The sequence below is a fragment of the Candidatus Magnetominusculus dajiuhuensis genome (assembly GCF_046044395.1).
GTDB classification, from domain to species: domain Bacteria; phylum Nitrospirota; class Thermodesulfovibrionia; order Thermodesulfovibrionales; family Magnetobacteriaceae; genus Magnetominusculus; species Magnetominusculus dajiuhuensis.
The window spans coordinates 1-24524 of sequence record NZ_JBJUSG010000045.1 but is presented as its reverse complement, the minus strand read 5'-3'; the positions used below and the strand labels follow the sequence as shown (position 1 = coordinate 24524).

Below are 24524 nucleotides of genomic sequence, written 5' to 3'. Positions count from 1 at the left end.
ATAGGACATTTCTATTTTGGTAAGAATAGGACATTTCTACTTTGGTACGACAATCAAAAAAATCGGCGTTGATTTTACACTGCCTGTCGTGTTATCTTCTTGTTAGTATTTAAGTTTAGCTGGATATAAGGGAAGAGAAGTGTGAGACTTCCGCTGCCCCGCAGCCGTGATGGGAACGAAAGCCCTGTGTATTTGCCACTGAGATTGTCTCTTGCCGTGTGTGTGAGTGATATGTCTTGGGAAGGCGGGTTAGTAGGTGCGCCCTGAGCCGGAAGACCTGTCCAGTGAAATCACGAGGGTGGATGGCATATGTCTTGGTGGATGCAAGTAATTAGTTCAAGTTCGGCGTTTTTTCTGCTATGAAAGAGAGAAAGCTGAAGAAACGGAATCTCAGGGAATCTCCCGCCCTGGTTATCGCCGCGTTCGGTACGACTTCAAGGGGCAGGGCGGCATACGATATATTCGACTCTGATGTTAGGGCACACTTTCCTGAGACTCATATCGTATGGGCATATACATCTGAAATCGTCAGAGAGAAGACCGGCTCACCGGGCGTCCTTCAGGCGCTCGCCTCACTGGAAGGGCAGGGTTACAGAAAGGCCGTTGTCCAGCCTCTTCAAATTGTCCCCGGTACCGAGTATCAGGAACTTATGGAGATGTGTGTTAATTTCCCCGGTTTGCGTATTGCTATGGGTGAGACACTGCTTCATAGGTGGCAGTTCGTTGTTGAGGTTATGTCTGCTGTGGCGCGGGATTTCATCCCTGATGGTATCAACATTACTGTGGCTCACGGTACGCCACTTTGTGCTGATCCCGCGAATATCCTCTATCAGGGGCTTGATTGCTATTTGACGCAAAAATTTCAGAATTGTTATTTTGCCACCATTGACGGGATGCCATCGTTGGACATCTTGCTTGGGAAGATTGCCGCTATGGCATCAGTTAAAAAGGCGAGGCTGATTCCTCTGCTGTATGTCTCTGGCCTGCATGTGGAGAAAGACTTATTGGGCGAGGCTCAAAGTCTCAGGGCGGAGTTGGAATCCCTTGGCCTTGAGGTTGACTATCTCAGCGTTGTACATGAGGGCGGCAGCTTTATCAAATCCCTGGGGTTTTACGAAGAGGTGCGCCGTGCATTTATTAACCGCATTGAACGGGCATTTAATTTGCTCTATTACTACTAGAATGAAGATGTTTGTTTTTAGATATATTGGCGTGGTAGCGGCGTTGCTGATTCTTATCCCGCAATCTGCCTATGCCATGCACATTATGGAGGGGTTTTTACCTTTCAACTGGTGTGCGTTTTGGTATATCTGTTCGATACCGTTTTTGATTTACGGGGTTATGATGGCCAAGAGGGCGACGCGGGATAACACGAAATTGAAATTGCTGCTTGGGCTTTGCGGCGCGTTTGTATTTGTTCTGTCGGCTATGAAGATTCCCTCGGTGATGGGGAGCTGTTCACATCCGACGGGGGTTGGGCTTGGCGCGATTGTTTTTGGCCCGGCTGTGATGAGCGTTCTTGGTGGGATTGTCCTGATATTTCAGGCGCTGTTGCTTGCCCACGGGGGGATTTCGACCTTTGGCGCGAATGTGTTTTCTATGGCGGTTGTTGGGCCGATAGTCTCTTATGTTTTGTATACTTCATTAAAAAAGGCGAAGGTACCTGTCTGGCTTTCTGTGTTTTTAGCGGCGGCGTTGGGGGATTTGGCTACATACGTTGTGACGGCGTTTCAGCTTGCGCTGGCGTTTCCATCTCAAAGCAGCGGAATTACCGGCTCTTTTATAAAATTTTTGGCCGTATTTGCCGTTACTCAAGTCCCCATTGCCATCGCTGAGGGAATTTTAACCGTATTGGTATATAATTACTTAACTGCCAATAGCGCCGAAGAACTCAAAATTCTGTCAAGAGGGGAGGCCTGAATGTTTACGAGAAAAAATATCTCGTTGGTTATATTATTTATTTTAATCGCATTAGCTCCGGCCTTGATTAGTATGACGTCCGATGTGATGGGCACCGACGACAAGGCCGAGTTGGTCATAAAGGATATCAACTCTGGTTATGTGCGGTGGGCTGAACCGTTTTGGAGTCCGAGTAAGGCAACTGAAACGCTTCTCTTCGTATTTCAGGCATCCATAGGGGCGGGGTTTATCTTTTTTTATATCATGCGTAAACGAAGGAAGCGCTAACTTACAACGATGCCGGATAGATTCGCCTATTCTAATGCCCTCAGGGACGTTCATCCGGTTGAGAAGCTCGTATTTTCATTCTCATGTATGGTTATAGCTTTAATCAGCGGCTCAACGGCGGTACATTTAATTGTTTTTATGATAATGGCAGGGGCGGTTTTATTTCTGGCGAGGATTCCCCTTGGGTATTACGTGGGAATTATATTTAAGGCGTTTGTCTTTGTTTTCCTGGGGAGTGTTGCCGTCGCGTATGGCGCTGTGGATTTGAAGGGGGCGGTGTTTGTATTTTTTCGGGCGTTTGCCGCAATTTCCTGTTTTTATTTTTTGATTCTGACAACCCCCGCCGCCGATATATTGCCGGTACTCAGGAAAGTCCGCGTGCCTTCAATTATTATTGAGTTGATGGGCCTGACGTACAGGTTTATCTTTGTATTTATGGATATTATGCAAAAGACCCGTACCGCGCAGTCTTCGCGTCTGGGTTATGATGGAATAAAGAACTCGTATCGTTCAATGGGGATATTGATTTCAAGTCTGTTTGCGCGAATGCTCAGGCAGGCTGACTACCTGAACACAGCCCTTGAATCGCGCGGATTCACCGGCGAGCTGAACGTCATGCAAAGAGTTTTTAAATCTTCAGCGGTCAATATCGCCGCAATCACAGTCATTGACATTTTTTTAATCGTAATAGGCTCAGGATGATAGAAGCAAAAGGCGTCACATTCAAATATGACAGCGTTATCGCCCTAAATAATGTTTCACTGCGTATTGAAAGAGGTTTGAAGTATGCGCTGTTAGGGGCAAACGGTGCCGGTAAGACCACGTTTTTGCTTCATTTAAACGGGATATTGCGGCCATTGAGCGGGAAGATTCTCTACGACGGCGTGGAAATTACATACGATCGCAAGGCGCTGTCTAATCTAAGGAGGCGCGTCGGCGCGGTATTTCAGGACCCGGAGGTTCAACTATTTTCGGCCACCGTAGCAGAGGATGTATCCTTTGGCCCGATGAATTTGGGCTTATCCCTTGAAGAAGTAAAAAGAAGGGTTGATGATTCTCTAACTGCGTGCGGGATTTATGAACTAAAGGAGCGCCCCACGCACTTTCTAAGCCACGGGCAGAAGAAACTTGCCGCTATTGCCGGTGTAATAGCAATGGAGCCGCAGGTAATCGTATTAGATGAGCCGATTGCCGGTCTTGACCATGTCCACAGGGAACAAGTCATTGATATATTTTCAAGGCTGAACAAAAGGGGAGTAACGCTGATAATGTCAACCCACGACATAGATTTGGCCTACGAGTGGGCCGACCGCGTTATCGTTATGAAGGAAGGCGCAGTAGCTGGAATTGGTACGCCGATAGAAATATTCTCAGACGAACAATTACTCAGGTCGTCGTTTCTTTATAAGCCGGTAGTCCTTGAGGTATATCAACGGCTTATAAGACGGGGATTATTGAAAGAAGGAGGAAATGTACCGCGTTTCAGGGATGAACTGATTAGAGGCATTGAGGGCGCGGCCCTCAAACTCCCGCAAGGAGGGTAACCCTCCTTGACCTGTATTTTTAGGTTGGTTTTTTCACCGGAATGTGCATATAATAATAGTGAAATAACTTAGAGGAGGCTTAATGTGGCTGCAAATAATGTAAAACTTGAAATTCCTTTCCAGCAGCTTCTTGTGATAATTGAGCAGCTTGGCCCTGACGAAAAAATAATGATAAAAAAGAAGCTCGAACGTGAAAAAGTCACGACATGGCAGGAGATGTTCGGGTACTCTCTAAATGAGATTGCTAAGAGTAACGACGAATTTACTGAAACAGAGGTCTTATCGGATGTAAACGCGGCTATAGCTGAAGTAAGGTCTGGTGTCAGGAATTAGGGCTGTCATAGACACGAATGTCTTCGTAAGTGGTATCATATCGCCCAAAGGTTCGCCATATAAAGTTCTGAATGCCGCACGTAAAGAACTGTTCAGGGTGGTTACTTCCTTCTCTATAAATCACGAGATTCTGAACGTGATTCACAGGGAACATATTTACACAAAATATCATCTGGATGAGGATATCCTAAACGGCATAACGTCTTTTCTCTATGAGGGAACAGTCATTACCGGGGAGAAAATAAAAGTCGAGCATATCAAGGCAGACCCAGCAGACGACAAGTTCCTCTCATGCGCCATCGAGGGTGAAGCGGATTATATAATCTCAGGAGATGTGCATTTGCTTACACTTAAACACTATAAAGGCATACAGATAGTAAACGCAGCCACATTTATGCAAATCATCACATCCCAAGAGCTGGATGTGACATAAATTCCGCCGTCACCAACCACACCCTCGTAACATGAATGGCTCATCAGGCGCGGCCCATTGAAGGATGGCGGAAATGTCCCGCGTTTCAGGGATGAACTGATTAGCGACATTGAGGGCGCTGCCCTCAAACTCCCGCAAGGAGGGTAACCCTCCTTGACCTGTATTTTCAGGGGATTTGTAACTCGGCGAGGATTTTTGCCGCGAGCTTTGCATTAAAGCCTTTTAGTGACGATATTTCTTCGGGCTTTGCCGCCCGAATCGCCTCTATGCTGTCAAAGTGTCTCAGCAGCTCAAGCCGTCTCTTTTTCGATATGCCCTTAATATTCTCAAGCGGGGAGCGTTTCATTCGCTGCTCTCTGAGTTTTCTGTGATAGGTGATTGCGAATCTGTGTACCTCGTCCCTGATTCGCTTGAGAAACAGCGAAGACTGCGAGCCATCCTCAAGGCTTATCCCCCTCAGCGCGCCCGGAATAAATACCCTGTCTGGATTCTTGGCTATTGAGATGATGGCGATAGCGTTATCAACAAATAGGCCTTCGGCGTTCAATTGCCGCAATGCGCTTAGGGCGCTTTCAAGCTGCCCCTTCCCTCCATCTATGACAAGCAGGTGGGGAAATTCATCTCCTAGGTTTTTTGCGACGCGCATAAATATTTCGGTCATCATCGAATAGTCGTCCACTCCCGTAACGGTTTTGATTTTAAGGCGGCGGTAGGAGTCCTTCGCGAAGCGCCCATCCCGCCAGCGTATAAACGCACCCGCCGATTCGCTCCCAGATATTGTGGAGACATCAAACGCGCCTATATCAGTGGGCGGGGCAGACAGGTTTAGTCTTTGAGCCAGCTCTGACATGATTGCAATGTCTGGAGAGCCGCGCTTTAAGGACAGGTTTCTCTTCGCGGTTTCGTTGGCCATAGTCAGGATGTCGGTGGGTGTGCCGGGGGGCGGGATGATTATGTCTACCGGGCTTCCTTTTCTTTTTTTCAGCCATGCCCTCAGCGTGCCCGGCTGCGCTGGTTTCTGAGCCACTATTATGCGCTCTGGCGGGATGATGTCTTTATTGTAGAACTGCTCAATAAATGTATAGAGCAATTGCTTATAGGACAGCCCCTTCAGGTCTTTTATGTGGAAGTCCTTCACTGCAGCTAATACCCCGTTTCGTATGAAAAATACGTTAAACATGCCCTCGCTGCCTGTGCCGTAATATCCAATTACGTCCGAATCGGCGAGCGCCGGGTCTATAACCTTCTGCGTCTCCCATGTTTCACGTATCGCCGCGATTTTATCTCGTACTATGGCGGCCTTTTCGTACCGGAGGGCGTCTGAGTGGGCGGTCATGGACTGGGTGAGGTTGGCAAGGATGGTTTGATTGTCGCCTTTTAGAAAATCTATCACCTCATTGACCGCCGCCATGTAGTCCTCTCCGCTTATAAGGCCGACGCATGGCGCGCCGCAGTGTCCTATCTGATACTCCACGCATGGCCTCTTGAGATTTTCGATTTTATACTTGCACGTCCTGACGTGGAAATACTTTCTGATGAAGTCGAGGGTTTCCCTCATGCCACGTGATGAAACGTATGGCCCTATATATATGTCGCCGCCGTGGTCAAACCGCCGCACTACCTCAATCCCCGGCCACTGCTGGGTCACGGTTATCTTCAGATAGGGATAGTTCTTGTCGTCTTTTAAGATGACGTTATACTTCGGCCTGTACTGCTTAATGAAGTTGGACTCAAGCGCCAGTGCCTCTATCTCGTTTTGTGTGACGACGAAGGAGAAGTCAGTGGCCTCATCAACAAGGGCGGATTTTCGTAAATCTCCTGAGATGCTTTTGTGAAAATAACTCCTCAGCCGGTTTCTCAGACTTCTCGCCTTGCCAACATAAAGTATTTTCTCTTTTGCATTTTTAAATAGATAAACGCCGGGAAGGGGCGGCGTGATGGAGAGTTTTTCAGGTGGTTTATCCATTGGTTATCCTATTCATTTATTATCAGAAATCGCTCTGTTGATGAGTAATCGGACTTGAGGGTGAGTTTGCTGTAGCCCGCCTCGCTGGCAATTTCCATAACTGCGGCAGCTAATGTGTCGCCAAGCTCAAATGCCATTATACCGCCTTCGGACAGGCGTCCTGCCGCGCCGGTGATGATTTTTTTGTAGAAATGCAGACCGTCCTGCCCCCCATCAAGGGCCTCAACAGGTTCATAAAGGCGAATTTCAGGCTCAAGAAGGGCTATATCAAAGGTCTTAATGTACGGGGGATTGGATACGATTACGTCGAAGGTATGGGTTTGCACAGGACCATACAGGCTGCCGGTGTGGAAAGTGATATTATTAATGTTGTTTGTGGCGGCGTTTGCGGCGGCGTACCTTATGGCAATCTCCGATATGTCAACCGCGTGGACGACAGAGGTTGGAAATTGCTTCGCCAGCGCAAGGGCGATACAGCCGCTGCCGGTGCATAGGTCAAGCACATTGAGTGTTGGCTTGTGCTTGACCTTGATAATACCGGTGACTATCTCAACAAGCAGCTCGGTCTCAGGCCGGGGAATTAGTACGCCCGTCCCGACAGCTAAAGACAGCCCTAAGAACTCGGTCTCTCCGGCGATGTACTGAAAGGGTTGCCGGGCAAGTCTGCGGGCTATCATGGAATCGAGTTTGCTGGCGGAGGAGGCTTCGTTTGAGATTTCGATGAGGTCATGGCAGTAGAGGGCGGCCTTGTTTATGTTCAGGGCCAGGCACAGCAGTGCCTCAGCTTCCCTTTCCGCGTCCCTGATGCCGACGTTTCTTAGTCTGGTGGTTATTTCCCTGAGTTTGTCAACAAGGTATCTCATAGAGGGGTTTTATACCTTATACCAAGTTGCAATCATATAAATAAGATTCTTTATATAACAATCGAATCATCCTGAGCTTGTCGAAGGATGCTCCGATTACTCCTCTGTCTGCAACTTGGTATTACTTATTGGCAGATGTATGAAGAAACTTGCGCCCTCGCCGGCCTTGCTTTTGACAAATATGCGGCCTCCCGCGTTTTGAACTATACCCTTGCTCACGGCCAGTCCCAGTCCGGTGCCCTTTCCCTCCGGTTTTGTTGTATAAAATGGCTCGAATATCTTTTCGAGATAGTCTATGGGTATGCCGGGGCCGGTGTCTGTGAATTCTATCTCGACATACTCGTTGGTATCCTCGGTAAAACTCCTTGTCCTGATAAATATCTTCCCCTTGTTGTTCATCGCGTCTGAGGCATTAATAAGAAGATTGATAAATACCTGCTCAATTTGAGACTGGTCGCCATGTATGCGCGGCAGTATCGTGTCAAGCTGTCTCTCTACCGCAACATTATAAAACTTTGACTGATTTTTGAGGATATTTAAGGCGTTTTCTATCGCGCTATTGACATCCATGGCAAGGTTGTCCGAGGGGATTGTCCTTGAATATCCAAGCAACACGGCTATGATGTTAGAGCACTTCTCGGCCTGTTCAACTATGACCTTCAGGTCATCCTGGTCGGCCTTGTTATCAGGGGGGACTCGTTTTAATAATAACCTCGCAAATACGATTATGCCCGTAAGAGGACTGTTTAGTTCATGAGCCACACTCGCCGCCATTCTGCCCAAAGAGGCCAGCTTTTCCGTGTACATGTACTGCTTCTGAGTCTTTCTGATTTCAAGGGATTTCTGCTCCATTATCTCAGAAAGCGCCCTTGTCTTTTCCTCAAGTTCGTTTTTCCCCGCCTTTAGCTCTTTTGTCATGTCGTTGTAGGCCTGCCCTAACGCGCCTATCTCATCTTCCATGCGAACGTCTATCGGATGGCCGTAGTAGCCCCTCGTTATCATCCTTATGCCCTCGGATATTAATATCACCGGCTTGATTACCAGTTTCAACATCAGTACATACAGGGTCGCAGCAATCAGGGCAAGAAAAACAATTCCAAGTATAAAGACATCGAGATTTTTATCCCTGAATTTTTTATCTAACTGAGCCATGGGAAACCCCGCCTCAATGATGCCGTTTATTGTGGCTTCCGGTGGGTGGACGTGACATGCGGCAGACGAACACGCGGGTTCGTTCTTTACGGGTATGAAGGCCTTGAGCGCGTGGCCGCTGCTTTCACTGTCGGTAAAGAAGTAATTCCTGCCGGTATTTTTAAGAATGACCTTGCTGTCAATATTGTGGCACTCCTTGCAAATCATTGAATTGGACGGTATGGCCTTGCCAAGGTCGTTTTTATCCGACGAGAATTTGATGTTACCCTTGTGGTCTATTACCCTGATAGCAGTGTGAAGCCCTGAGGCAGGGGTGCTTTCTAATATGTTCTGGACAACTTCGCTGTGGTTTGACATCATGCTATATCTGATGCTATTTCTGATTATCTCAAGGGTATAAACGGCATCCTCCGCAGTCTTGGCAATTATCTCCTCGTTGGTTCGGAAAATAAATTTATACCAGAAAATCAGGGCACCCACCGCCAGAAGGGCGGTTAATAAAACCATAATTTTTAAATTTACAGAGATTTTCATATGATTGTTTCCATATTAAGTACATTAAAACCACCGCGTACGCGCTAAACATACCGCCCTCCATAGCCTAACATGGCCTGACTCGCGGCACACCATCTCTATATTAATAAATTTACAGGTACTTAAACAAGTACGACTATAAAAAATACAGACGGAGCTCCCTGCATGGCCACTGTTTTCAGCGGTATGCTTCGCTTCCAGTTCTGTCATATTTTTTATGTAGTTTTTTTTTGCTAAGCCCCATAAGGGTTGACAATGAATAATCTCTTGGTGTAAACTGTGCTTGCTGTGATTAAAGTTGCACTACAGATAGGCGGGCGGCCCGATGGATGGTACGGCGGGCGGTGCTCTGATGGTGAGGGTGGGTGCGTTGCCGCACAAACAATAATAATAGTTACCACGGAAATTGACAGGGGAGTAGTCTTTGCGGTTGGGTGCGTTGGGAATGCACAAAAAATGATAAATGCGGGTAGTTTCTTGAAAGTATGTGGTGTTTGAGTGAACGAAGGTGCTCAATATGGAGCGCTATTATGGGTTTTGAGAGGGTGGTGATAGCAGGTAATAACAATGTGTGTCTTTGAATCAGTGTCCGCTTTGTTTTCAGGAGTGCCCTGAGTGATTAGGAGTGGCCGAAGGTGGCCATGGGCGATTGTGATGCAAAGCAAAGAGGAGCTTTTGGGATAGGGATATTAAGGAGCTCTGGGCCGATTAGCTAAGGGGCTTTGGTAGTTGTAGTGTTGATAGGATAATTATCAACGATTAAAGTACCAGGAGGTTGAAGATGTTTTTAAGGGTCTTGGTTGTCAATGTGTTTTTAGTGTTGTCGCTGGTTCTTCTCACCGCTCATCCAGCCGCCGTCTTCGCAGAAACCGCCGGCACGGACAATGCAGCAGGCATTGAGTTCGTAGCTGTTAAGGGCGGATGTTTCCAGATGGGGGACTCTGTTGGGGATGGCGACCCCAACGAGAGGCCAGTCCATGAAGTGTGCGTAAATGATTTTTCAATGGGGAAGTATGAAGTGACCAATGATCAGTTCAAGAAATTCCGTCCCGGCCATAAAAGCGGTACCTTTGAAGGTATTAGCTTAGACGATCCTAAGCAGCCGGTAGTAAATGTCTCATGGGAAGACGCGGTAGAGTACGCGAAGTGGCTTTCATCTAAAACAGGCCACGCTTACAGGCTGCCGACAGAGGCCGAGTGGGAATATGCCGCGCGCGCCGGGTCAACCGCGGCCTATTTCTGGGGGAATGATCCCAACGAGGCCTGCAAATATGCAAACGTGGCAGACGCCACCGCACAGAAAAAATATCCTAAATGGAGGGCTTTTAACTGTGACGACGGGAATTTAGTCGCGGCACCGGTTGGCAGTTTTAAACCAAACGCGTTTGGGCTTTATGACATGCTCGGCAATGCGTGGGAGTGGGTTGAGGACGTTTATAGCGCCGAGGCATACAGCAAGCTCCCGAAAAATAATCCCGTATATCAGGGTTCCGGCGAGTATCGCGTTGAGCGTGGCGGCGGTTGGAGTAACGGTCCTTTGGGTGTGAGAAGCTCGCATCGCGCTGGGGTTTCGCCTTCCTTTGGCCATCGTTCGCTGGGGTTTCGTCTTGTGATGGTGAAGTAAATTGTTTTTTAAATTAGGAGTTAAAAGTATCATTAAAGGAGGTTATAAATGAGCAAGAGATATGCAGTTCAGTTTTTGATCCTTGTCGTCTTTACCTTTGCATTTGCGTTTTCGTCGTACGGCGATGACAAGGCGGCAGCTCCAAGTGCAGCACCGGCAGCGAAAGCGGCTACAGAGACGAAAGCAGCCGACACAAAAACAGCCGATCTGAAGGAAGGGTTCGTTGGCGCCGAGACATGTAAAGGCTGCCACCCTGATAGTTATGAACAATATAAAAAGTCTCCTCACTCCAAGGCGCATGTAAAGGGTCCTGAATCCCAGGATGCTTGCGAAACTTGCCATGGCGCCGGTGCCAAGCACGTTGAAAAAGGTGGTGGTAGAGGCGTAGAGATATTCAACTTTGACAAAAATATAGATCCAGCACTGAAGAGCGCAAAGTGTCTCGCTTGCCATCAGGCCAATAAGGCCCAGGTATTCTGGAGCATGTCCAAACACAGCGCCGCATCGGCCGGACTTTCCTGCGACAGTTGCCATAAGCTCATGTTGAGCGAGAACGAGAAGTTCTTAAAGGATAAGCAGCCGGATCTTTGCTTCAAGTGCCATAAAGACATAAAGATGCAGTCAAACAAGCAGTCCCACCATCCTATAAAAGAGGGCAAGGTTCTGTGTAACGACTGTCACGACCCTCACGGTGAGTTCAATTCAAAGATGCTGAAGGCCGACACCGTCAATGAACTGTGTTACAAGTGCCACGCGGAAAAAAGAGGTCCGTTCATGTATGAGCACCCTCCTGTTGTAGAGAATTGCCTGACATGCCACGCACCTCATGGCAGCAATCATACCAGGCTCCTTACCGCGCGAGTGCCAATCCTTTGTAAGGACTGCCACCAGGGTACCGGTCATGGTAATACGCCTTACAGCAACTATGCCACATTCTCCAGAACCACGACTGGATTCTACTCAACCATGATCAAAACCGATCTCAAGGCTTGTGTGAATTGCCATGTTCAAATTCATGGAAGCAACGGTCCTGGAATCTATGGACAGCGGTTTATAAGATAGGATGGACAAAATAATGATAGGAGGGCTACCAATGAAAGCAAAGCTAGTATTGTTCGCAATCTTTTTGATACTCCTGCCGTTTGGCGTGGCTGTTGCGGAAGACACGACAGGCGCAAGCAAGGGCGACGCCGCTGACATCTGTGGAGACGCGTGTATTTTAAAGATACCCAATCTGCACGGTGAAATAACCATGTCCGGCCAGTTAAGACCTTTACAGGGCAACTCGACGAAATATAACGAGTACAGAGACGACTATCGAGGCAACCTGTTCGGCGACATCACGCTGAAATATGACACCGAAACCTTCTGGATTAACCTTAAGGCAGAGGATATCGGCTATGACACTCAGAAATACAGGGTTGATGGCGGAATGTACGGGATTTTCAAGGCATACGTGGAGTACAGCGAATTCCCGCATAATTACTCGTTAGGCGACAAGAGCATTTATAACGGCGCAGGTACCAACTACCTGACCCTTATTCCCAACTATCGCACATCGCCCTACACGAGTTGGAACGATCTCGACTACAAGATCAGCAGGCAGAAAGAGGCCGCCGGGGCAAGAATAGATGTCCTGAAGCCTTTCTACATTGACTTTAACGCTGAAAGGGTGGACAGGACTGGAACAAGGCCAATGTCCAACACGAATAGCCAGTCATCAAGCGGGCCGATAACGGAGTTCCCTCAGGTGGTAGACTATGTAACGTCAATGTTCAAGGGCGAGGTGGGCTACGCTACGAAACCTATTTTCGCTTCGGCGTACCTTCAGTACACCGATTTCAACAACGGCGATACAGACATGTACTACCAGAATGTGTACACCGCCAATCTAAGTACCAGCATAGCCTCCAGAGCTGGGCTATTGGACACGTACACCCTGCCGGCCAGTAACCAGAACCTTGCATACGGGTTAAAAGTGTCGGCGGAGCTGCCCCTAAACAGCAGGATTAACGCGAGCATGTCAAATTCTCACACAACGTCTCAGGCGGATTTCTTCCTCTCGTCTCTGATTGGCACGACTATTGCCACTCCTACACCAGTTTGGACGCCCGCTATAGGGAGATGGACATGGTATGGCAAGGCGGAGAATCAGGCCTACAACGTTGTCCTGACCTCCAACCCTATCACCAATCTCAACGTCAATGCCTGGTACAAGTATCGCAGCCTGAAGAATAATTCGGATGACCCCGAGTTTTCAAGCTCATTAGGCAACGCGGAGCAATTTATACCGGTTGACTATTACAAGAGTGAAGCCGGAGCTGAGGCTTCCTACAAGCTGCCGTTCCATATAGTTGCGTCCGCTGGATATAACTATGTCATCACCCACAATACGGTTGACATAAACACTGGGACTGCCGCTAGCCCTTATCTTGCAAGCGGACAGATGACGTATGACGTTCCCACTACGTCTGACAGCATCTACAATTTTGGCTTGAAATGGTCAGGGTTTGATTTTGTGACCGCCAAGGTGAGTTACGAGAGAATGAACCGCAATGGTTCACCTGACGCGACAATATGGACAGCAACAGACGCATATGCGCCATATAAGAACGAGTTTGACACCGGGTCTCAGAAAAGGGATAAGATCAAGGCGAGCTTAGACTTTTACCCTATCGAAAGTCTGGACATAGGGCTTGGCTACAACTACAAAAAGTCCATCTATCCTGATACCGAGATCGGCCTGATAAACACCAGGACGGATGAGTACTACATAGACGCGGGCTACACCTTTGGCAAATACGCAAGGCTGAACACATATGTCGCGTATGAAAAGTACAGGACATATCAGTTCTTCCGCAATGCGGCGGCTGGAAATCAGGACCCGAACAGCCCGGTTATTTCTGCCACGGGCGTTGTGCAGCAGAACCAGAGCAACTACAACTGGGATTACACGCAGACTGAAAAGAGCGTAGATTTTGGAGCGAGTGTTGATGTCTATCTGATTCCCAAGAAGCTAACGCTGGTACTTGGATATGACAATGTGCATTCCTATGGAAACGGCGGGTTCAATATCTTAAATTCAGCGGCTCAGTACACGCTGGACACCCCTGCCAACACCCTCACTTCAAACATCGTACCCTTTCAGGATGCGAGCAATATGGGTTTTGCCAGCATAGACAGCTACAAGCTGGAGAGGCTCTCAGCGAAAATAGCGTGGAAGGTAATGAAACCGTTAACGATGACGGTTGGATACGCATACGAACGCTACAAGTATGACGACTATGGTTACAATGATTACCCCTCGACCTACACGATAACGGATGCCTCCGGCAACGTGAATTATCTTTCGGGGATGTACTCTAACCCGTCGTACAATGCAAACTTGTACTTCCTGACATTATCGTACAAGTTCTAAACAGACACAAAGCGCAGTAAATACAAAGGAAGGAAATCGGTTTACGGTTTCCTTCCTTTTCTTTTGGTGCGCCCGGTACGCGGGCGCATACTTGGTGGCATATTCGCTTGTTGGTATGTTATTGACGGGCAGATTCAGCAAAAAATGCGTCATTGTGGTATTGGTGGCAACTACAGGGGCATGGACTTACTCTTGTGTTATTGCCGCTTGGCCCCTAAGCAACTTATACCAGGTTGCGTTCATAAAAGTAACTATATTTTTTCAAGTCTGTTATTCCAGCCTACGAGCGGCAGTCCAGTCCTTACACCGTTTTCTTAAAGACTGGATTCCAGCTTTACCGTGAAAATCCTACGGAGCTAGGGCACACACCTCCCCCTCACGTCTCTTGACAGACGGGCAAGGCCAAAACTAGACAAAACGATTGAGACCAATGCTTTCAACCCATGCCGACTTGACATGTATAGACAAATTGTCTATAATATACTATGTTTGAGTGGGATGAAGCAAAACGGCAAAAGAACCTTGATAAACATCGCCTCGACTTTCGGAATGCGCGGCTAATGTTTGATGGTCGAAAAGTGGTTCATGTGCCAGCCTTCAAAAATACTGAGTCCCGTTTTGCTTCTATCGCCATTATTGGCGAGAAATTTTACACGGTTGTGTGGACATGGCGGGAAGATCGCCGCCGTATAATATCTTTCAGGAGGTCGCGTGATGGAGAGGAAAGAGCATATCGTCAAATACACGGATAAGGAATTGAGCGAGCTAGTCGAGCGTGAGGGGACGCTTTCCGATTGGGATAAGGCCGCCAGCATGACACAGACAGAGATCGAAGCCTGTGTTGCCTCTGATTCTGATGAGGCTGAAATGATCATGGATTGGGATAACGTCACAGTAGAGTTGCCGCACCCTAAGGCCGTTCTGAACATGCGAATTGACAAGGACATACTTGACTACTTCCGTAAGACCGGCAGAGGCTACCAATCCCTCATCAACGCCGTTTTGCGGTCTTATGTGCAACGGCAAGATCATCAGCATCACCACAAGGGATAACAAGTGGATGAGTTTTTGAGGTGACCGGGCGCAAACACCTAACCGGTCTTGAAGATGACAGTTATTTCTATCCCTGCATGTTAGCATTACCCTTGGCTTACCGCTTATATCCCAACCTGCGGGCGGCTCTGCAGCACATAATACCGCCCATTGGCGTACGCGCCTTCGATATCTTGCGGGCAGCCGAAGGCCGCCTCGGCTATGGTGCCTATCTCTTTTATCCTTGACAACAGCTCGTTTCTAAAAGCCTCGTCTCTGAGGAGTGGACTTGCCGAATAATCAAGCAGAACGCTCTTTGGCTCTCTCATCGTAATTGAATCATATAGCCCCGCACCGGCAAACCCCGACAGGTCCTCGACGTTGGAGTCGGAGCGAAAGATAAGGCCGTCTGCGTAAAGTCCAAAACTCTTCCCCGGATAGGCGGCAACGTGCGGGACGCCGCTATCTTTCTTACACGTAAAACTCAGGGCGCGCCCGGGGTGGTTGCCCACAAGGCTCTCCCCAAGGCCCAAAACTACCTCCGCAAATATCTCGCCCTTCGTGCCGGTTACCGGATTTACCGTGTGGATTACAAACGCGTAGTCGGCCCTGACTATCTCCTGAATAAGCACGGCCATTGAAATGCCTTCGTGGGGATTGCCGCCGAAGTTCTTTACGCGGCTCAGGTATGCGCGTTCGTTCCACAGTGAGGCCCATACCTTTTTTATACACTGTGCTGCCCTTTGGCCATCAGACGCCGGATATGAGACTCCTGCCTCTGACATAGCCCCTGCGAGGACAGACATAAACTCCTCAGGGATTGTCAACCCCTCAATAAGGGCGCGCAGCCCTGGCAGCACCTCTGGAGTTACGTCTTTTAGCAGCCTCATGTATTTGGCATTCATCTCAGGATTAAGGCTGATGACCTTCTCCATTGCCCCGAATGGGATTACGACTGAGGGCGGCAGGTTTATCCAGTCCGGCACATTACCCCTGAGGGCGGCAAGGTTCATTGACTTGCCTCCGGCGGCGGCGCGGTTAACATCCTTCACAGACAGCGCGAACGAGGTGAACTCATACGGCGGAGCTTTCAGGACATATCTTTCTCCCTGAGAATTATTCATGTCTGACGCTAAAGGTTGTGTTGTCTCATTAAATGCAACGCCCCCCGCGGAGGTTATCGTGAGTGAGACGTAACGCCCTGACAAGGCCCTGAGTGACTCTAATGTTTTGGAATCATAACATGTCGCAAACAGTACGCGCGCGTTTCTTGCCCTTACCGCCACGTGAGACACTATATCTGTCATATCAGGCGATATTACGGCGGATACGCCACGGGGGATTTCCTCGTCGCCCGTGACCTTGCCCGCTATGACAACGGTCAGGCAGTCAAATGTCTTGTCCGCAATCTGATAGAGCGTATCTACAACCACGACCTTCCCGTCGGCCTCAAAAGGACTTATCACCTGCCATGTACCGAGGTTATATTCCTTTCTGAGCGCCTCATTAAGGCGTCTTAAGAGCATCGAAAGGACAAAGGGCGGCTGCCCGCGAAGCAATTCCTCAGTGAACATATTAATCGTCCATGGGGCGGCATTAAACGCCCGTCCGAGGAGTTCGGCCTTTCCCTGAAATTGCTTATAATACCACTCTATGTCGGCACCGAGTATTCGCTGCAGCCGCTCTCTTGCGCTGAGGACATGTAATACCCAGTCGGCAGCGTCCACTGGCGGCAGGCTTCTCAGATGCTCGGCGCAGAGGCGAAGTTCCTCGTCAATGCGGCTGTTGCAGGGCGTGAGGTTTTCAGCGGCCAGAATGACAAACTCAACGAGCGCCGTCTTGTCCGGCAGCTCTGTGCGCTCTGCCAGCAGGCGGATGAACTCGGCAAGGGATAGGCCAAGAAGCAGCATCTCCCTCACCCTATGCACATCTCTTTCGGTGCCCAACATCTGCCTGAGCCTGCCCCGCACCCATGTGGCGGCAGTAAAGAGGTCTTTAATCCTGCCCATGTCAGAGGCGTCTTTGTTTTGTCCTATAAAATGAAGTGCGCTTTTAATCTCGTTGTCGAACAGGTGGGAAGAGCTGCTTAACGCACGGTCAAGGTCGGTGCAACTGTGGACGGCCTTTAGGGTCTTTAAATAGCTCTCAAAATCGTGTATGAGGGCGTCCTTCAGATGTGGGACGAAGTCCGGGTGTGTCCGAATCGGCCGTTCAAAGCCCCTAAGGCGCTCCTCTGTAACACCGCCACTGTTTAATACCTCATAGAACCTGCCGCGCTCACCATTGCTTCTAAGGAAGGCAATGTAGGCCTCGCAGATTACCACATCGTCAAAAGTGGCATTGTTATGGAGCTTCTGATGCCACTCTTCAAGAAAATGGCCGGAGACTTCCTTTATCCTGTGGCGGTGCATTATCTGAAGGATTTCGTCTCTGATGCGCTGCCCGTCCCCACCCGGACCCATCGTCATGAGCATCAGCGGGATAAACGGGCGCACCTGCGGGGTGTTAATGTAAATCTCCGCAAGTTTGAGTGTCAGGCGGTCTTGTGCATGGCTTAGCTCGCGTGGCTGCGTGTTGTAGTTTCTCTGCCAGGCAAGCTGCCTAAGTGCCGAGAAGCGCAGCCAGACAACAAGCAGCGCAAAGCCGTCTGTGTTCCCTGCAAGCCGCTCACAGAGCCTGTAGCACAGATTAAACCTGTGCATAAGCGTCCATGAGTTGCCGCTCATTTCGGCGTTTATAATCTCATTGGCATATTCGTTCAGAACTTCGTCGGCGCGCCCTCCAGCCTGGGGCGCTATGGGGATACAGAAATTCTGCCCACCGCGATTGAGCCATTGGCCGGTTGAGGGCAGATATAAGACAAACGTGAAAAACTGCGGCGCGTACTCAGCAGGAAATTCCAGATGAAGGTGCCCGTATCCCCCCTCAGTAAGGCCAAACGGGGAATCCACTGCGGTGCCGTGTCGCGTAGAACCCTCAGTGGCTGATATTTCAGGTGGCGGCGCGAGCCAGCCCCCGCCCATGGCCGTGGATACCCCCCAGTGCAGCATCACATTTGTCGGCGACGGGGTTGAGCTGGTGTATAGGTCAAGGGCATAGCCGCCGCTTATGTTGGTAACTGCCGCATAGAGGCGCGTTCCATTGTCAAACACGTGGCTTAGCTCGGCAATGCTGCCGTTGACAGCCGGTAATTCGGGTGGCAATTCGGGGGAAGCCGACATTACGCCTTGCCCCGATTTCAGCTCAATCCGGTAATTTTTCCCGTTATTGTTGTCCCATCGCCTCTCATTGGGGAAAAACAGGACAAACTCCACAGACGTAAACGGTAAATCATCGCTAAGGGCAAACGTAACGGCGGAGACGCCCTGGCTGACTGGTGTAAAGGGTGTTTGCACTGACGAACCCCCCGCGGGTTTCGTTGCTGGCGGGCGAAAGGACTCCGGTGGCAACTGCCACTTTGTGGACTTATCCGCGCACACGCCCCAGTGAAAAATACAGTCCACAGATTTATTGTCAGCCACCCCGTCCTTGCCCTGTGCTGATAACCGCAAAGACAGCCGCCCGCCGTCCTCTTCGACGGCGAGAATCCTATGGCCCCGTTTTAAAATAAGCTCGTAATTTGTTGGCATTAATATCTTTCTGCCGTGGGGGTACCCCGCATATGGCAATCAGGGTTTATTAAGACGAGTTTGAGTCAGGTCTTATCTTTGACGATGGAGACAATTTTTTTGTGATATGATAAGACGGCCTCTCTGACCTTCCCGCTGAGTCCATTATCCTGTTCGAGAAGGGAAAGTACATGTTCTTCCTCCGCATCAATGTGGCTGATGAGTTCGTCTCTGACGAGGCGCATTTGCTGCAGTTTATCTACGAGAGAGTTTACGCCAACCACGAAAGTCTTGACCAAATAAACATCATTGTCACGCAAAGAGAGGCGTTTATTTACATTCTCCCTGAGTATTTCTTCCATATCTATGAGCAGCCGCTTAAAAGGGCTTAGAATCCGGTACGCAAAAAATACAATGAGAAATACTGAGGCAACTCCATAACTCAGAAACACAACCGAAAAGGCAATGACGCCCCGATAGGTCATAGCGGCGTTTGCGCCCTGAATCGGCCCGGAGTATTTTGTTAAGATAACTGCAACGACAACAACCAACAGCACCGCTGCCCCTACGACAACCCCTATCAGGAGATTCATCCTGTCGGCGAATATAAAGCGCTGCCGCTGAGGGGAAACGTTACCGCCTCTATTGTCGCTGCCTTCCATGATAGCTCATTATAACATTAAATCATGTAAAGGTCAATTAAAAAAAATAAATTTCAAACAATAACTCCGGTGTAACGGTGCCATATATATGTATGCGGCAGATGGTTAGTACATATCACGCTGTTTTACGAAGCAGAAAGCCCTTTATAAAACCAAACGGGTCTCCCCTTATCTCCTTGACGACTGTAACCGGCTGTCCCTTAATGACGTCGTCAAATACTCTGATAACGGTGCAAAAATTGTATTTCATCACGAGATCAATCGTGGACATAAACGAATCCGCCCATTTGGGAACTCTGATGAGATGGTCGTATACGAGGATTTCTCCCTTTGGCTTAAGAATTCTCACAATTTCTGAGAACGCCTTTTGCGGGTCAGCTACGCACGTAATGAACAGATCTAGGATTGCCTTGTCGAACGTGTTGGCGGGGAAGTCCATGTTCTCCGCGTCCATTATGTGGAGGGTGATAGATTTAGTATTATGCCGGATTCTGTTTCTTGCAATAGCAAGCATTACTTCGCTGATGTCAACGCCGTCAACCGAAACGCCGTGTGGAATATATGACAAATCGTAGCCGCTGCCAACGCCAGGGATAATAACCCTGTCACCCGTCTGAAAATCAAGCATCCCGATTGCCTTTTTCCTCCAGCCCCTAAGCGGCAGCATCATCATCGGGTAAAAAAAAGGAATAAACGTATTAAAAGACATCTGCTTAATGATATTCTTGAATTTAAACTTCATATCTATACACTAACACAAGTCAGGCAACAAAGACAAGGGTTTGCTAAAATAGCAAGGGCGAAAATTCGACGCTGGCTGCCATTCGTCAATATCTGACGGTGGAATCAGCGATAAGGCCATCTTTTTTTAGTCAGTTTTTGTTTTGCCGCCCCTCGCTCCGATGTAATATTTTACAAAAAGGAATAATAAATGCTACGATAGGGTTTGTCTATGGATATTGAATGGTTTACTGGCAATGACAATGCGACGATATTCAGCAACCCCGCAAGAGGGATGTATGGCGATGCCCGGCAACCCCGCAAGAGGGTCGTATCTGGAACCTGATGTGGCGGTAACGAAAATTGACAGAAAAGGAGACCCTGCAAGTGGATGGCAATGACCACACGGAGGAGCAGAAGTGCGTCACTGGTGTACCTTCCAGAGACGAAATATCTCCTCCTAAAGGTTTATATCAGTCCTTTGTAAAACCACTGTACGATAAGGTTTTTTCCTTTTTTTTACTTATCAGTATTGCGCCGGTTTTATTGTTACTGGCATTGTTGGTAAAAATAGACTCCAAAGGTCCGGCAATTTTTAAGCAAAAGAGGGTTGGCCTGCTTGGTAAAGTTTTTACAATATACAAGTTTCGGTCAATGAGGGAGCCAAATGGCCTGGGTGAAAATCCATTTACCGCAAAAAACGACCCCCGGCTGACAAGGATCGGGAAAATCATAAGAGATGTCAGGGCAGACGAACTCCCGCAACTCTGGAATGTCCTTAAAGGGGATATGAGCTTAATCGGGCCAAGGCCCGAGCAGGTTGAAATCGTCAAACAATTAAACTCCAGCCTGCCTGACTACCACCTCAGACATATCGTTAAGCCTGGCATTACCGGATGGGCACAGGTTAAATATAAGTACACTGATACAAAAAGCGATGTCCCACAGAAATTACAGTACGATTTTTATTACATTCAAAACATGTCATTTAAGATTGACCTGTACATTATTTTTGCAACCCTGAGGGTCGTTTTGTCAGGACAAAACAGAGGTGAACGATAAGCGCTGAAATAGTGATAATAATATATCCCGCACTATGGTAAACGGCAAGGATAAGAAAACAGTATCTGCACAAATACCTCCGGAATTATATAATAGTGGCGTGTCTTGCAACGAAAAGTGTTCACAGTTCATAGTATTTTTCCATTTAAGCGGTTTGTTTATCTTAGGACTTTTCGCATATTACAACAGCATGAACGTACCTTTTCTCTATGACGACTACCAGAACATAGTGGATTCTATTTATGTGAAGGACCTGAAACGTTTTATGCACCTTATTCCTGATGGCGGTTATGGTTTTAGATCCAGATATATAGGGTATTTAACTTTTGCCCTCAACTATTGGTTTCACGGACTGACGGTCAGGGGCTATCACATAGTTAACCTTTTTATTCATATATTTAACTCCTTTTTGATGTACAAAACTATTCTACTAACGGCAAACAAACGTTTATTTGGGGATTTCACCGGAGATAGAACTCTGCGCAGCGTGGCATTTTTTGCTTCGGCATTATTTGTGAGCCATCCAATTCAAACTCAGGCGGTAACGTATATTGTCCAGAGATTCGAAATTCTCGCGACAACGTTTTATTTGCTTTCCATAATTTTTTATATAAAAGCGAGGACAGAGCATTCAGCAAAAAATATTTTTTATTATATTACCTCGTTGATGATGGCGTTTCTTGCAATGAAGACAAAAGAAATAGCCTTTACAATACCCATAACTGCGATTGTTGTAGAGTTTTTATTTATCGAAAGAAGGGGAAAAAGCAGGTTAATAATTTTTTTACCTATGGTACTATTATTATTGATAATTCCATTAACTATTGTAAGTGGAGATATACACAGACTTTTGAGTTCTCACAAAATGGCCAGCACAGATACCCCTCAGTATCAATATTTGATAACTCAGTGTGCTGTTATACTAACTTACATCAGACTCTTATTTTTTCCTGTGGATCAAAATCTTGATTACGATTACCCCCTATATACGAGCTTTTTTCAAACTAAGGTGGTATTTGGCTTTGCCGTTATCTTCTCTGTAATAATGATGTCTCTTTATGCGCTTTACCGTTCAGGAAAGTCCACTGGACAACAGAAGTACTATTTGAGGCTTTTTGGCTTCGGCATCCTATGGTTTTTTATTACCCTGTCAGTACAGTCGGGGTTGGTGCCCCTGATGGACCTGATAATTGAGCACCGGCTATACTTGCCATCAATTGGTTTTTTTATAGCGGTACTGTCTGTTATAGAAATCGGTAAAATGCGCATATCACCTTTTTCTGTAATAAAGGCGGAGTTTGTGCTGGCCATGATAATCGTGGTCTTATGCGTGGCAACGATCAAAAGAAACCGGGTCTGGCAAAGGCCTGTCACGCTATGGGAAGATGTCGTACAAAAAAGCCCCCTTAAGGCAAGGGGCAGGTATAATCTGGGCAACGAATACTCAAGGGAGGGGCGGTTTGACGAAGCCGTTTCGGAGTTCGACAAGGCCCTGGTCATTTTGCCCGGCTTTGTTTTAGCATACTACAACATGGGTTTAGCGCTTGACAACAAAGGCAGTCTCGACGAGGCAATACTGTGTTTTAAAAAGGGGATCGAAGTTAATCCTCAGTATGTGGATTCCTATGTGGCCTATGGAAATATCCTCCTGAGACAACACAAGCTTGATGAGGCCATGGGAAACTATAAAAAGGCACTGGAGATAAGACCAGAGACGCCCGAAGCCCTCAACGGCATGGGAGTGGTTATGGCCCTCACAGGAGACCCCAAAGGGGCCGTCGGCGTGTTCGACAAGGCCCTTTCACTAAAGCCCGATTATGCGGAAGCGACTAATAATAAAAAAGGAGCCCTTGATATTATTGCTGAGCGCGAATTATATGCCGCAACTGACATGGCGCAGACTCAAAAACCTGAGCCACCCGCCTCCCAACCGACCATGGACATCGTCCCCGCAGAGGGGGAAAAGCAGCCTGCCGCAAAGATAGCACCCCAACCTGAACCTGCTAAAGTTGCCCGAAAAGTCAGGATTGCTAAGAAAGAAAAAATTCTGATCGCCAAACGACATGAATATGCACTTGCCTCAGGCCTATATGTCATACAGCTTGGATCGTTCAAAGACCTGGCAAACGCGAAAAAACTCGCTGATTCCATGAGCAAAGAGGGCTATACCACCAGCATATTAACTGTAATAGACCCCCATGGTGCTGCGCGTTACAGGGTACTGGCAGGGAAGCACAAAAATAAAGCAGACGCCAGGGCAACGATGAAAAAACTAAAGGCTTCTAAGAAAAAGTACGCCATCCTTCGTAAATCATAGCCCCGACGCCATCCTGATGGGATTATCTCTATATGCAACGACTGCCCAGTCCCAATAAAATCCTGTGGTGTTAACCTGTAAGGCTGATAATCGGATTTGGATTTGTTAATAACCCCCTGACTATCTTCGAGAATGCCTGCAACGCCTGATTGCCGACGGGTTGACTGCCCTGAGATGAGGTAGTTGAAGGGAGATTTGTGCCTGTAATGGAGTTGGCGGTTGAGGGACTAGTGTTTAGAAGGCCTGATTGCTGTACGGCGTTGGCATTGTTTGAAGTTCCGGACAGAGAATTAAGGGTGTTTGAGAGGGACTGATAAGAGTTTAAATTTATGCTATTAACCATTGCCGGATTAACAAGGGAATTTGCAAGCGTAGGACTAATCTGGGATTTTGTCGTCATGTTGAGATATCTCATATTCTGTCCAAGGGCATCTAACGGTGACGCTGTAAGGGTGTTTGAGACAATCCCGCTCATAAGATTTAATGCCAGCGAAGACAGATTTACCTGATAGGAGGAGCTGGCTGAGCTGTTTGACGCAGAACCCGCACCGGACGATGCCCCGGCGGTGGCACTGGAATTCGTGGCTGTGCCGAACGTACCCTGTAAGGCGTTAATTAAGGAATTTGTGTTTAACGAACCAACCGAGGCCATCTCACACCTCCGTTACAATATCAACCCTGCAACTCCGGCAACCCTCTGTTATCCTAACTATATTGTATAACACGTAGTGGTGTTATGTCAAGCGTCAAAATGCAGGGCAAACGCATTTGAAAAATAAAGCGGGGGATACCTAATGCAATCATTCCGGCCTTGTCCCTTTCCGTCATTCCGGCCTGTCCGGAATTTTCCCTTTAGTGGGAATTTCATGATGATTGTGCATATTCTGAGGCATAAGGACAGATTCCGGACAAGCCGGAATGACAAAAATAAAGCGGGGGATACCTAATGCAATCATTCCAGCCTTGTCCCTTTCCGTCATTCCGGCTTGTCCGGAATCTTCCCTTTAGTGGGAATTTCATGATGATTGTGCATATTCTGAGGCATAAGGACAATAGGGGTAGGGAAGGC

21 protein-coding genes and 1 riboswitch are annotated in these 24524 nt (G+C 47.9%); of the genes, 14 read left to right on the top strand and 7 right to left on the bottom strand.

The genetic code is table 11. The features are described 5' to 3' along the window. The first annotated feature begins 104 nt into the window (after window positions 1-104). A riboswitch (cobalamin riboswitch) is annotated at window positions 105-299 on the top strand. Window positions 300-359: 60 nt separating this feature from the next. From AB7D94_RS07960 to AB7D94_RS07930, 7 genes are all read left to right on the top strand, one after another. Next, complete coding sequence (locus AB7D94_RS07960; RefSeq protein ID WP_420265248.1) at window positions 360-1181, top strand: sirohydrochlorin cobaltochelatase; 822 nt, start codon at window positions 360-362, stop codon at window positions 1179-1181. A 1-nt stretch (window position 1182) separates the two neighbouring features. Then, a complete protein-coding gene (locus AB7D94_RS07955) occupies window positions 1183-1920 on the top strand; it encodes an energy-coupling factor ABC transporter permease (protein ID WP_420265247.1) in 738 nt (245 codons plus the stop codon). After that, window positions 1921-2187 carry an energy-coupling factor ABC transporter substrate-binding protein gene (locus tag AB7D94_RS07950; protein ID WP_420265246.1) on the top strand — a complete coding sequence of 89 codons (267 nt, stop codon included), beginning with the start codon at window positions 1921-1923 and terminating at the stop codon, window positions 2185-2187. Between the two features lie 9 nt (window positions 2188-2196). After that, the gene (gene cbiQ, locus AB7D94_RS07945) at window positions 2197-2889 is read left to right on the top strand and encodes a cobalt ECF transporter T component CbiQ (protein WP_420265244.1); all 693 of its coding nucleotides are present in this window, start codon (window positions 2197-2199) and stop codon (window positions 2887-2889) included. Then, window positions 2886-3731: an energy-coupling factor ABC transporter ATP-binding protein gene (locus AB7D94_RS07940; protein WP_420265243.1), complete on the top strand. Its 846-nt coding sequence runs from the start codon at window positions 2886-2888 to the stop codon at window positions 3729-3731. Before cbiQ ends, AB7D94_RS07940 begins: the two co-directional genes overlap by 4 nt. Window positions 3732-3815: 84 nt before the next feature. Continuing rightward, the gene (locus AB7D94_RS07935) at window positions 3816-4064 is read left to right on the top strand and encodes a hypothetical protein (protein WP_420265242.1); all 249 of its coding nucleotides are present in this window, start codon (window positions 3816-3818) and stop codon (window positions 4062-4064) included. After that, window positions 4051-4497 (top strand): putative toxin-antitoxin system toxin component, PIN family, encoded by a 447-nt coding sequence (locus AB7D94_RS07930; RefSeq protein ID WP_420265241.1) that lies wholly within the window; start codon window positions 4051-4053, stop codon window positions 4495-4497. Before AB7D94_RS07935 ends, AB7D94_RS07930 begins: the two co-directional genes overlap by 14 nt. A gap of 166 nt (window positions 4498-4663) precedes the next feature. On the opposite strand, the gene uvrC is transcribed toward AB7D94_RS07930, so the two are convergent. The 3 genes from uvrC to AB7D94_RS07915 form a co-directional block, all read right to left on the bottom strand. Beyond that, window positions 4664-6463 carry an excinuclease ABC subunit UvrC gene (gene uvrC / locus AB7D94_RS07925; RefSeq protein WP_420265240.1) on the bottom strand — a complete coding sequence of 600 codons (1800 nt, stop codon included), beginning with the start codon at window positions 6461-6463 and terminating at the stop codon, window positions 4664-4666. A gap of 8 nt (window positions 6464-6471) precedes the next feature. Then, window positions 6472-7326, bottom strand: coding sequence for a peptide chain release factor N(5)-glutamine methyltransferase (gene prmC / locus AB7D94_RS07920; RefSeq protein WP_420265239.1), 855 nt, complete (start codon window positions 7324-7326; stop codon window positions 6472-6474). A gap of 96 nt (window positions 7327-7422) precedes the next feature. After that, window positions 7423-9012, bottom strand: coding sequence for a sensor histidine kinase (locus tag AB7D94_RS07915; RefSeq protein WP_420265238.1), 1590 nt, complete (start codon window positions 9010-9012; stop codon window positions 7423-7425). A gap of 781 nt (window positions 9013-9793) precedes the next feature. Between AB7D94_RS07915 and AB7D94_RS07910 the strand changes: the two genes are divergently transcribed. From AB7D94_RS07910 to AB7D94_RS07890, 5 genes are all read left to right on the top strand, one after another. Continuing rightward, a complete protein-coding gene (locus tag AB7D94_RS07910; RefSeq protein WP_420265237.1) occupies window positions 9794-10636 on the top strand; it encodes a formylglycine-generating enzyme family protein in 843 nt (280 codons plus the stop codon). 48 nt (window positions 10637-10684) lie between these two features. Then, entirely contained in the window at window positions 10685-11698 is a 1014-nt protein-coding gene (locus AB7D94_RS07905; protein ID WP_420265236.1) for a DmsE family decaheme c-type cytochrome, read from the top strand. 31 nt (window positions 11699-11729) lie between these two features. Further along, a complete protein-coding gene (locus AB7D94_RS07900) occupies window positions 11730-14054 on the top strand; it encodes an MtrB/PioB family outer membrane beta-barrel protein (protein ID WP_420265235.1) in 2325 nt (774 codons plus the stop codon). Between the two features lie 485 nt (window positions 14055-14539). After that, on the top strand, window positions 14540-14806 hold the full coding sequence (locus tag AB7D94_RS07895) for a BrnT family toxin (RefSeq protein WP_420265234.1): 267 nt from the start codon (window positions 14540-14542) through the stop codon (window positions 14804-14806). Further along, a complete protein-coding gene (locus AB7D94_RS07890) occupies window positions 14769-15107 on the top strand; it encodes a BrnA antitoxin family protein (RefSeq protein WP_420265233.1) in 339 nt (112 codons plus the stop codon). Before AB7D94_RS07895 ends, AB7D94_RS07890 begins: the two co-directional genes overlap by 38 nt. Window positions 15108-15211: 104 nt before the next feature. Here AB7D94_RS07890 and AB7D94_RS07885 read toward each other — a convergent pair whose 3' ends face one another. The 3 genes from AB7D94_RS07885 to AB7D94_RS07875 all read right to left on the bottom strand — a co-directional run bounded on the left by AB7D94_RS07885 (window position 15212) and on the right by AB7D94_RS07875 (window position 20098). Then, on the bottom strand, window positions 15212-18715 hold the full coding sequence (locus AB7D94_RS07885; RefSeq protein ID WP_420265232.1) for a phosphohistidine-like domain-containing protein: 3504 nt from the start codon (window positions 18713-18715) through the stop codon (window positions 15212-15214). Between the two features lie 65 nt (window positions 18716-18780). Then, on the bottom strand, window positions 18781-19356 hold the full coding sequence (locus AB7D94_RS07880; protein WP_420265231.1) for a hypothetical protein: 576 nt from the start codon (window positions 19354-19356) through the stop codon (window positions 18781-18783). A gap of 115 nt (window positions 19357-19471) precedes the next feature. Then, entirely contained in the window at window positions 19472-20098 is a 627-nt protein-coding gene (locus AB7D94_RS07875; protein WP_420265230.1) for a class I SAM-dependent methyltransferase, read from the bottom strand. 341 nt (window positions 20099-20439) lie between these two features. Here AB7D94_RS07875 and AB7D94_RS07870 point away from each other — a divergent pair, with 341 nt between their 5' ends. Both AB7D94_RS07870 and AB7D94_RS07865 read left to right on the top strand, forming a co-directional pair. Further along, window positions 20440-21138: a sugar transferase gene (locus AB7D94_RS07870; RefSeq protein ID WP_420265229.1), complete on the top strand. Its 699-nt coding sequence runs from the start codon at window positions 20440-20442 to the stop codon at window positions 21136-21138. Window positions 21139-21328: 190 nt separating this feature from the next. Further along, the gene (locus AB7D94_RS07865; protein WP_420265228.1) at window positions 21329-23455 is read left to right on the top strand and encodes an SPOR domain-containing protein; all 2127 of its coding nucleotides are present in this window, start codon (window positions 21329-21331) and stop codon (window positions 23453-23455) included. 70 nt (window positions 23456-23525) lie between these two features. On the opposite strand, the gene AB7D94_RS07860 is transcribed toward AB7D94_RS07865, so the two are convergent. Then, window positions 23526-24107, bottom strand: a complete 582-nt coding sequence (locus tag AB7D94_RS07860) for a hypothetical protein (protein WP_420265227.1) — start codon at window positions 24105-24107, stop codon at window positions 23526-23528. Between the last annotated feature and the right edge of the window lie 417 nt (window positions 24108-24524).

What these genes read in the sequence shown, in the direction of transcription:
- AB7D94_RS07960 (WP_420265248.1), top strand. Translation starts at nt 360, where the DNA reads ATGAAAGAGAGAAAGCTGAAGAAACGGAATCTCAGGGAATCTCCCGCC.
- AB7D94_RS07955 (WP_420265247.1), top strand. Translation starts at nt 1,183, where the DNA reads ATGAAGATGTTTGTTTTTAGATATATTGGCGTGGTAGCGGCGTTGCTG.
- AB7D94_RS07950 (WP_420265246.1), top strand. Translation starts at nt 1,921, where the DNA reads ATGTTTACGAGAAAAAATATCTCGTTGGTTATATTATTTATTTTAATC.
- cbiQ (WP_420265244.1), top strand. Translation starts at nt 2,197, where the DNA reads ATGCCGGATAGATTCGCCTATTCTAATGCCCTCAGGGACGTTCATCCG.
- AB7D94_RS07940 (WP_420265243.1), top strand. Translation starts at nt 2,886, where the DNA reads ATGATAGAAGCAAAAGGCGTCACATTCAAATATGACAGCGTTATCGCC.
- uvrC (WP_420265240.1), bottom strand. Translation starts at nt 6,463, where the DNA reads ATGGATAAACCACCTGAAAAACTCTCCATCACGCCGCCCCTTCCCGGC.
- prmC (WP_420265239.1), bottom strand. Translation starts at nt 7,326, where the DNA reads ATGAGATACCTTGTTGACAAACTCAGGGAAATAACCACCAGACTAAGA.
- AB7D94_RS07915 (WP_420265238.1), bottom strand. Translation starts at nt 9,012, where the DNA reads ATGAAAATCTCTGTAAATTTAAAAATTATGGTTTTATTAACCGCCCTT.
- AB7D94_RS07910 (WP_420265237.1), top strand. Translation starts at nt 9,794, where the DNA reads ATGTTTTTAAGGGTCTTGGTTGTCAATGTGTTTTTAGTGTTGTCGCTG.
- AB7D94_RS07905 (WP_420265236.1), top strand. Translation starts at nt 10,685, where the DNA reads ATGAGCAAGAGATATGCAGTTCAGTTTTTGATCCTTGTCGTCTTTACC.
- AB7D94_RS07900 (WP_420265235.1), top strand. Translation starts at nt 11,730, where the DNA reads ATGAAAGCAAAGCTAGTATTGTTCGCAATCTTTTTGATACTCCTGCCG.
- AB7D94_RS07895 (WP_420265234.1), top strand. Translation starts at nt 14,540, where the DNA reads ATGTTTGAGTGGGATGAAGCAAAACGGCAAAAGAACCTTGATAAACAT.
- AB7D94_RS07890 (WP_420265233.1), top strand. Translation starts at nt 14,769, where the DNA reads ATGGAGAGGAAAGAGCATATCGTCAAATACACGGATAAGGAATTGAGC.
- AB7D94_RS07885 (WP_420265232.1), bottom strand. Translation starts at nt 18,715, where the DNA reads ATGCCAACAAATTACGAGCTTATTTTAAAACGGGGCCATAGGATTCTC.
- AB7D94_RS07880 (WP_420265231.1), bottom strand. Translation starts at nt 19,356, where the DNA reads ATGGAAGGCAGCGACAATAGAGGCGGTAACGTTTCCCCTCAGCGGCAG.
- AB7D94_RS07875 (WP_420265230.1), bottom strand. Translation starts at nt 20,098, where the DNA reads ATGAAGTTTAAATTCAAGAATATCATTAAGCAGATGTCTTTTAATACG.
- AB7D94_RS07865 (WP_420265228.1), top strand. Translation starts at nt 21,329, where the DNA reads ATGAACGTACCTTTTCTCTATGACGACTACCAGAACATAGTGGATTCT.
- AB7D94_RS07860 (WP_420265227.1), bottom strand. Translation starts at nt 24,107, where the DNA reads ATGGCCTCGGTTGGTTCGTTAAACACAAATTCCTTAATTAACGCCTTA.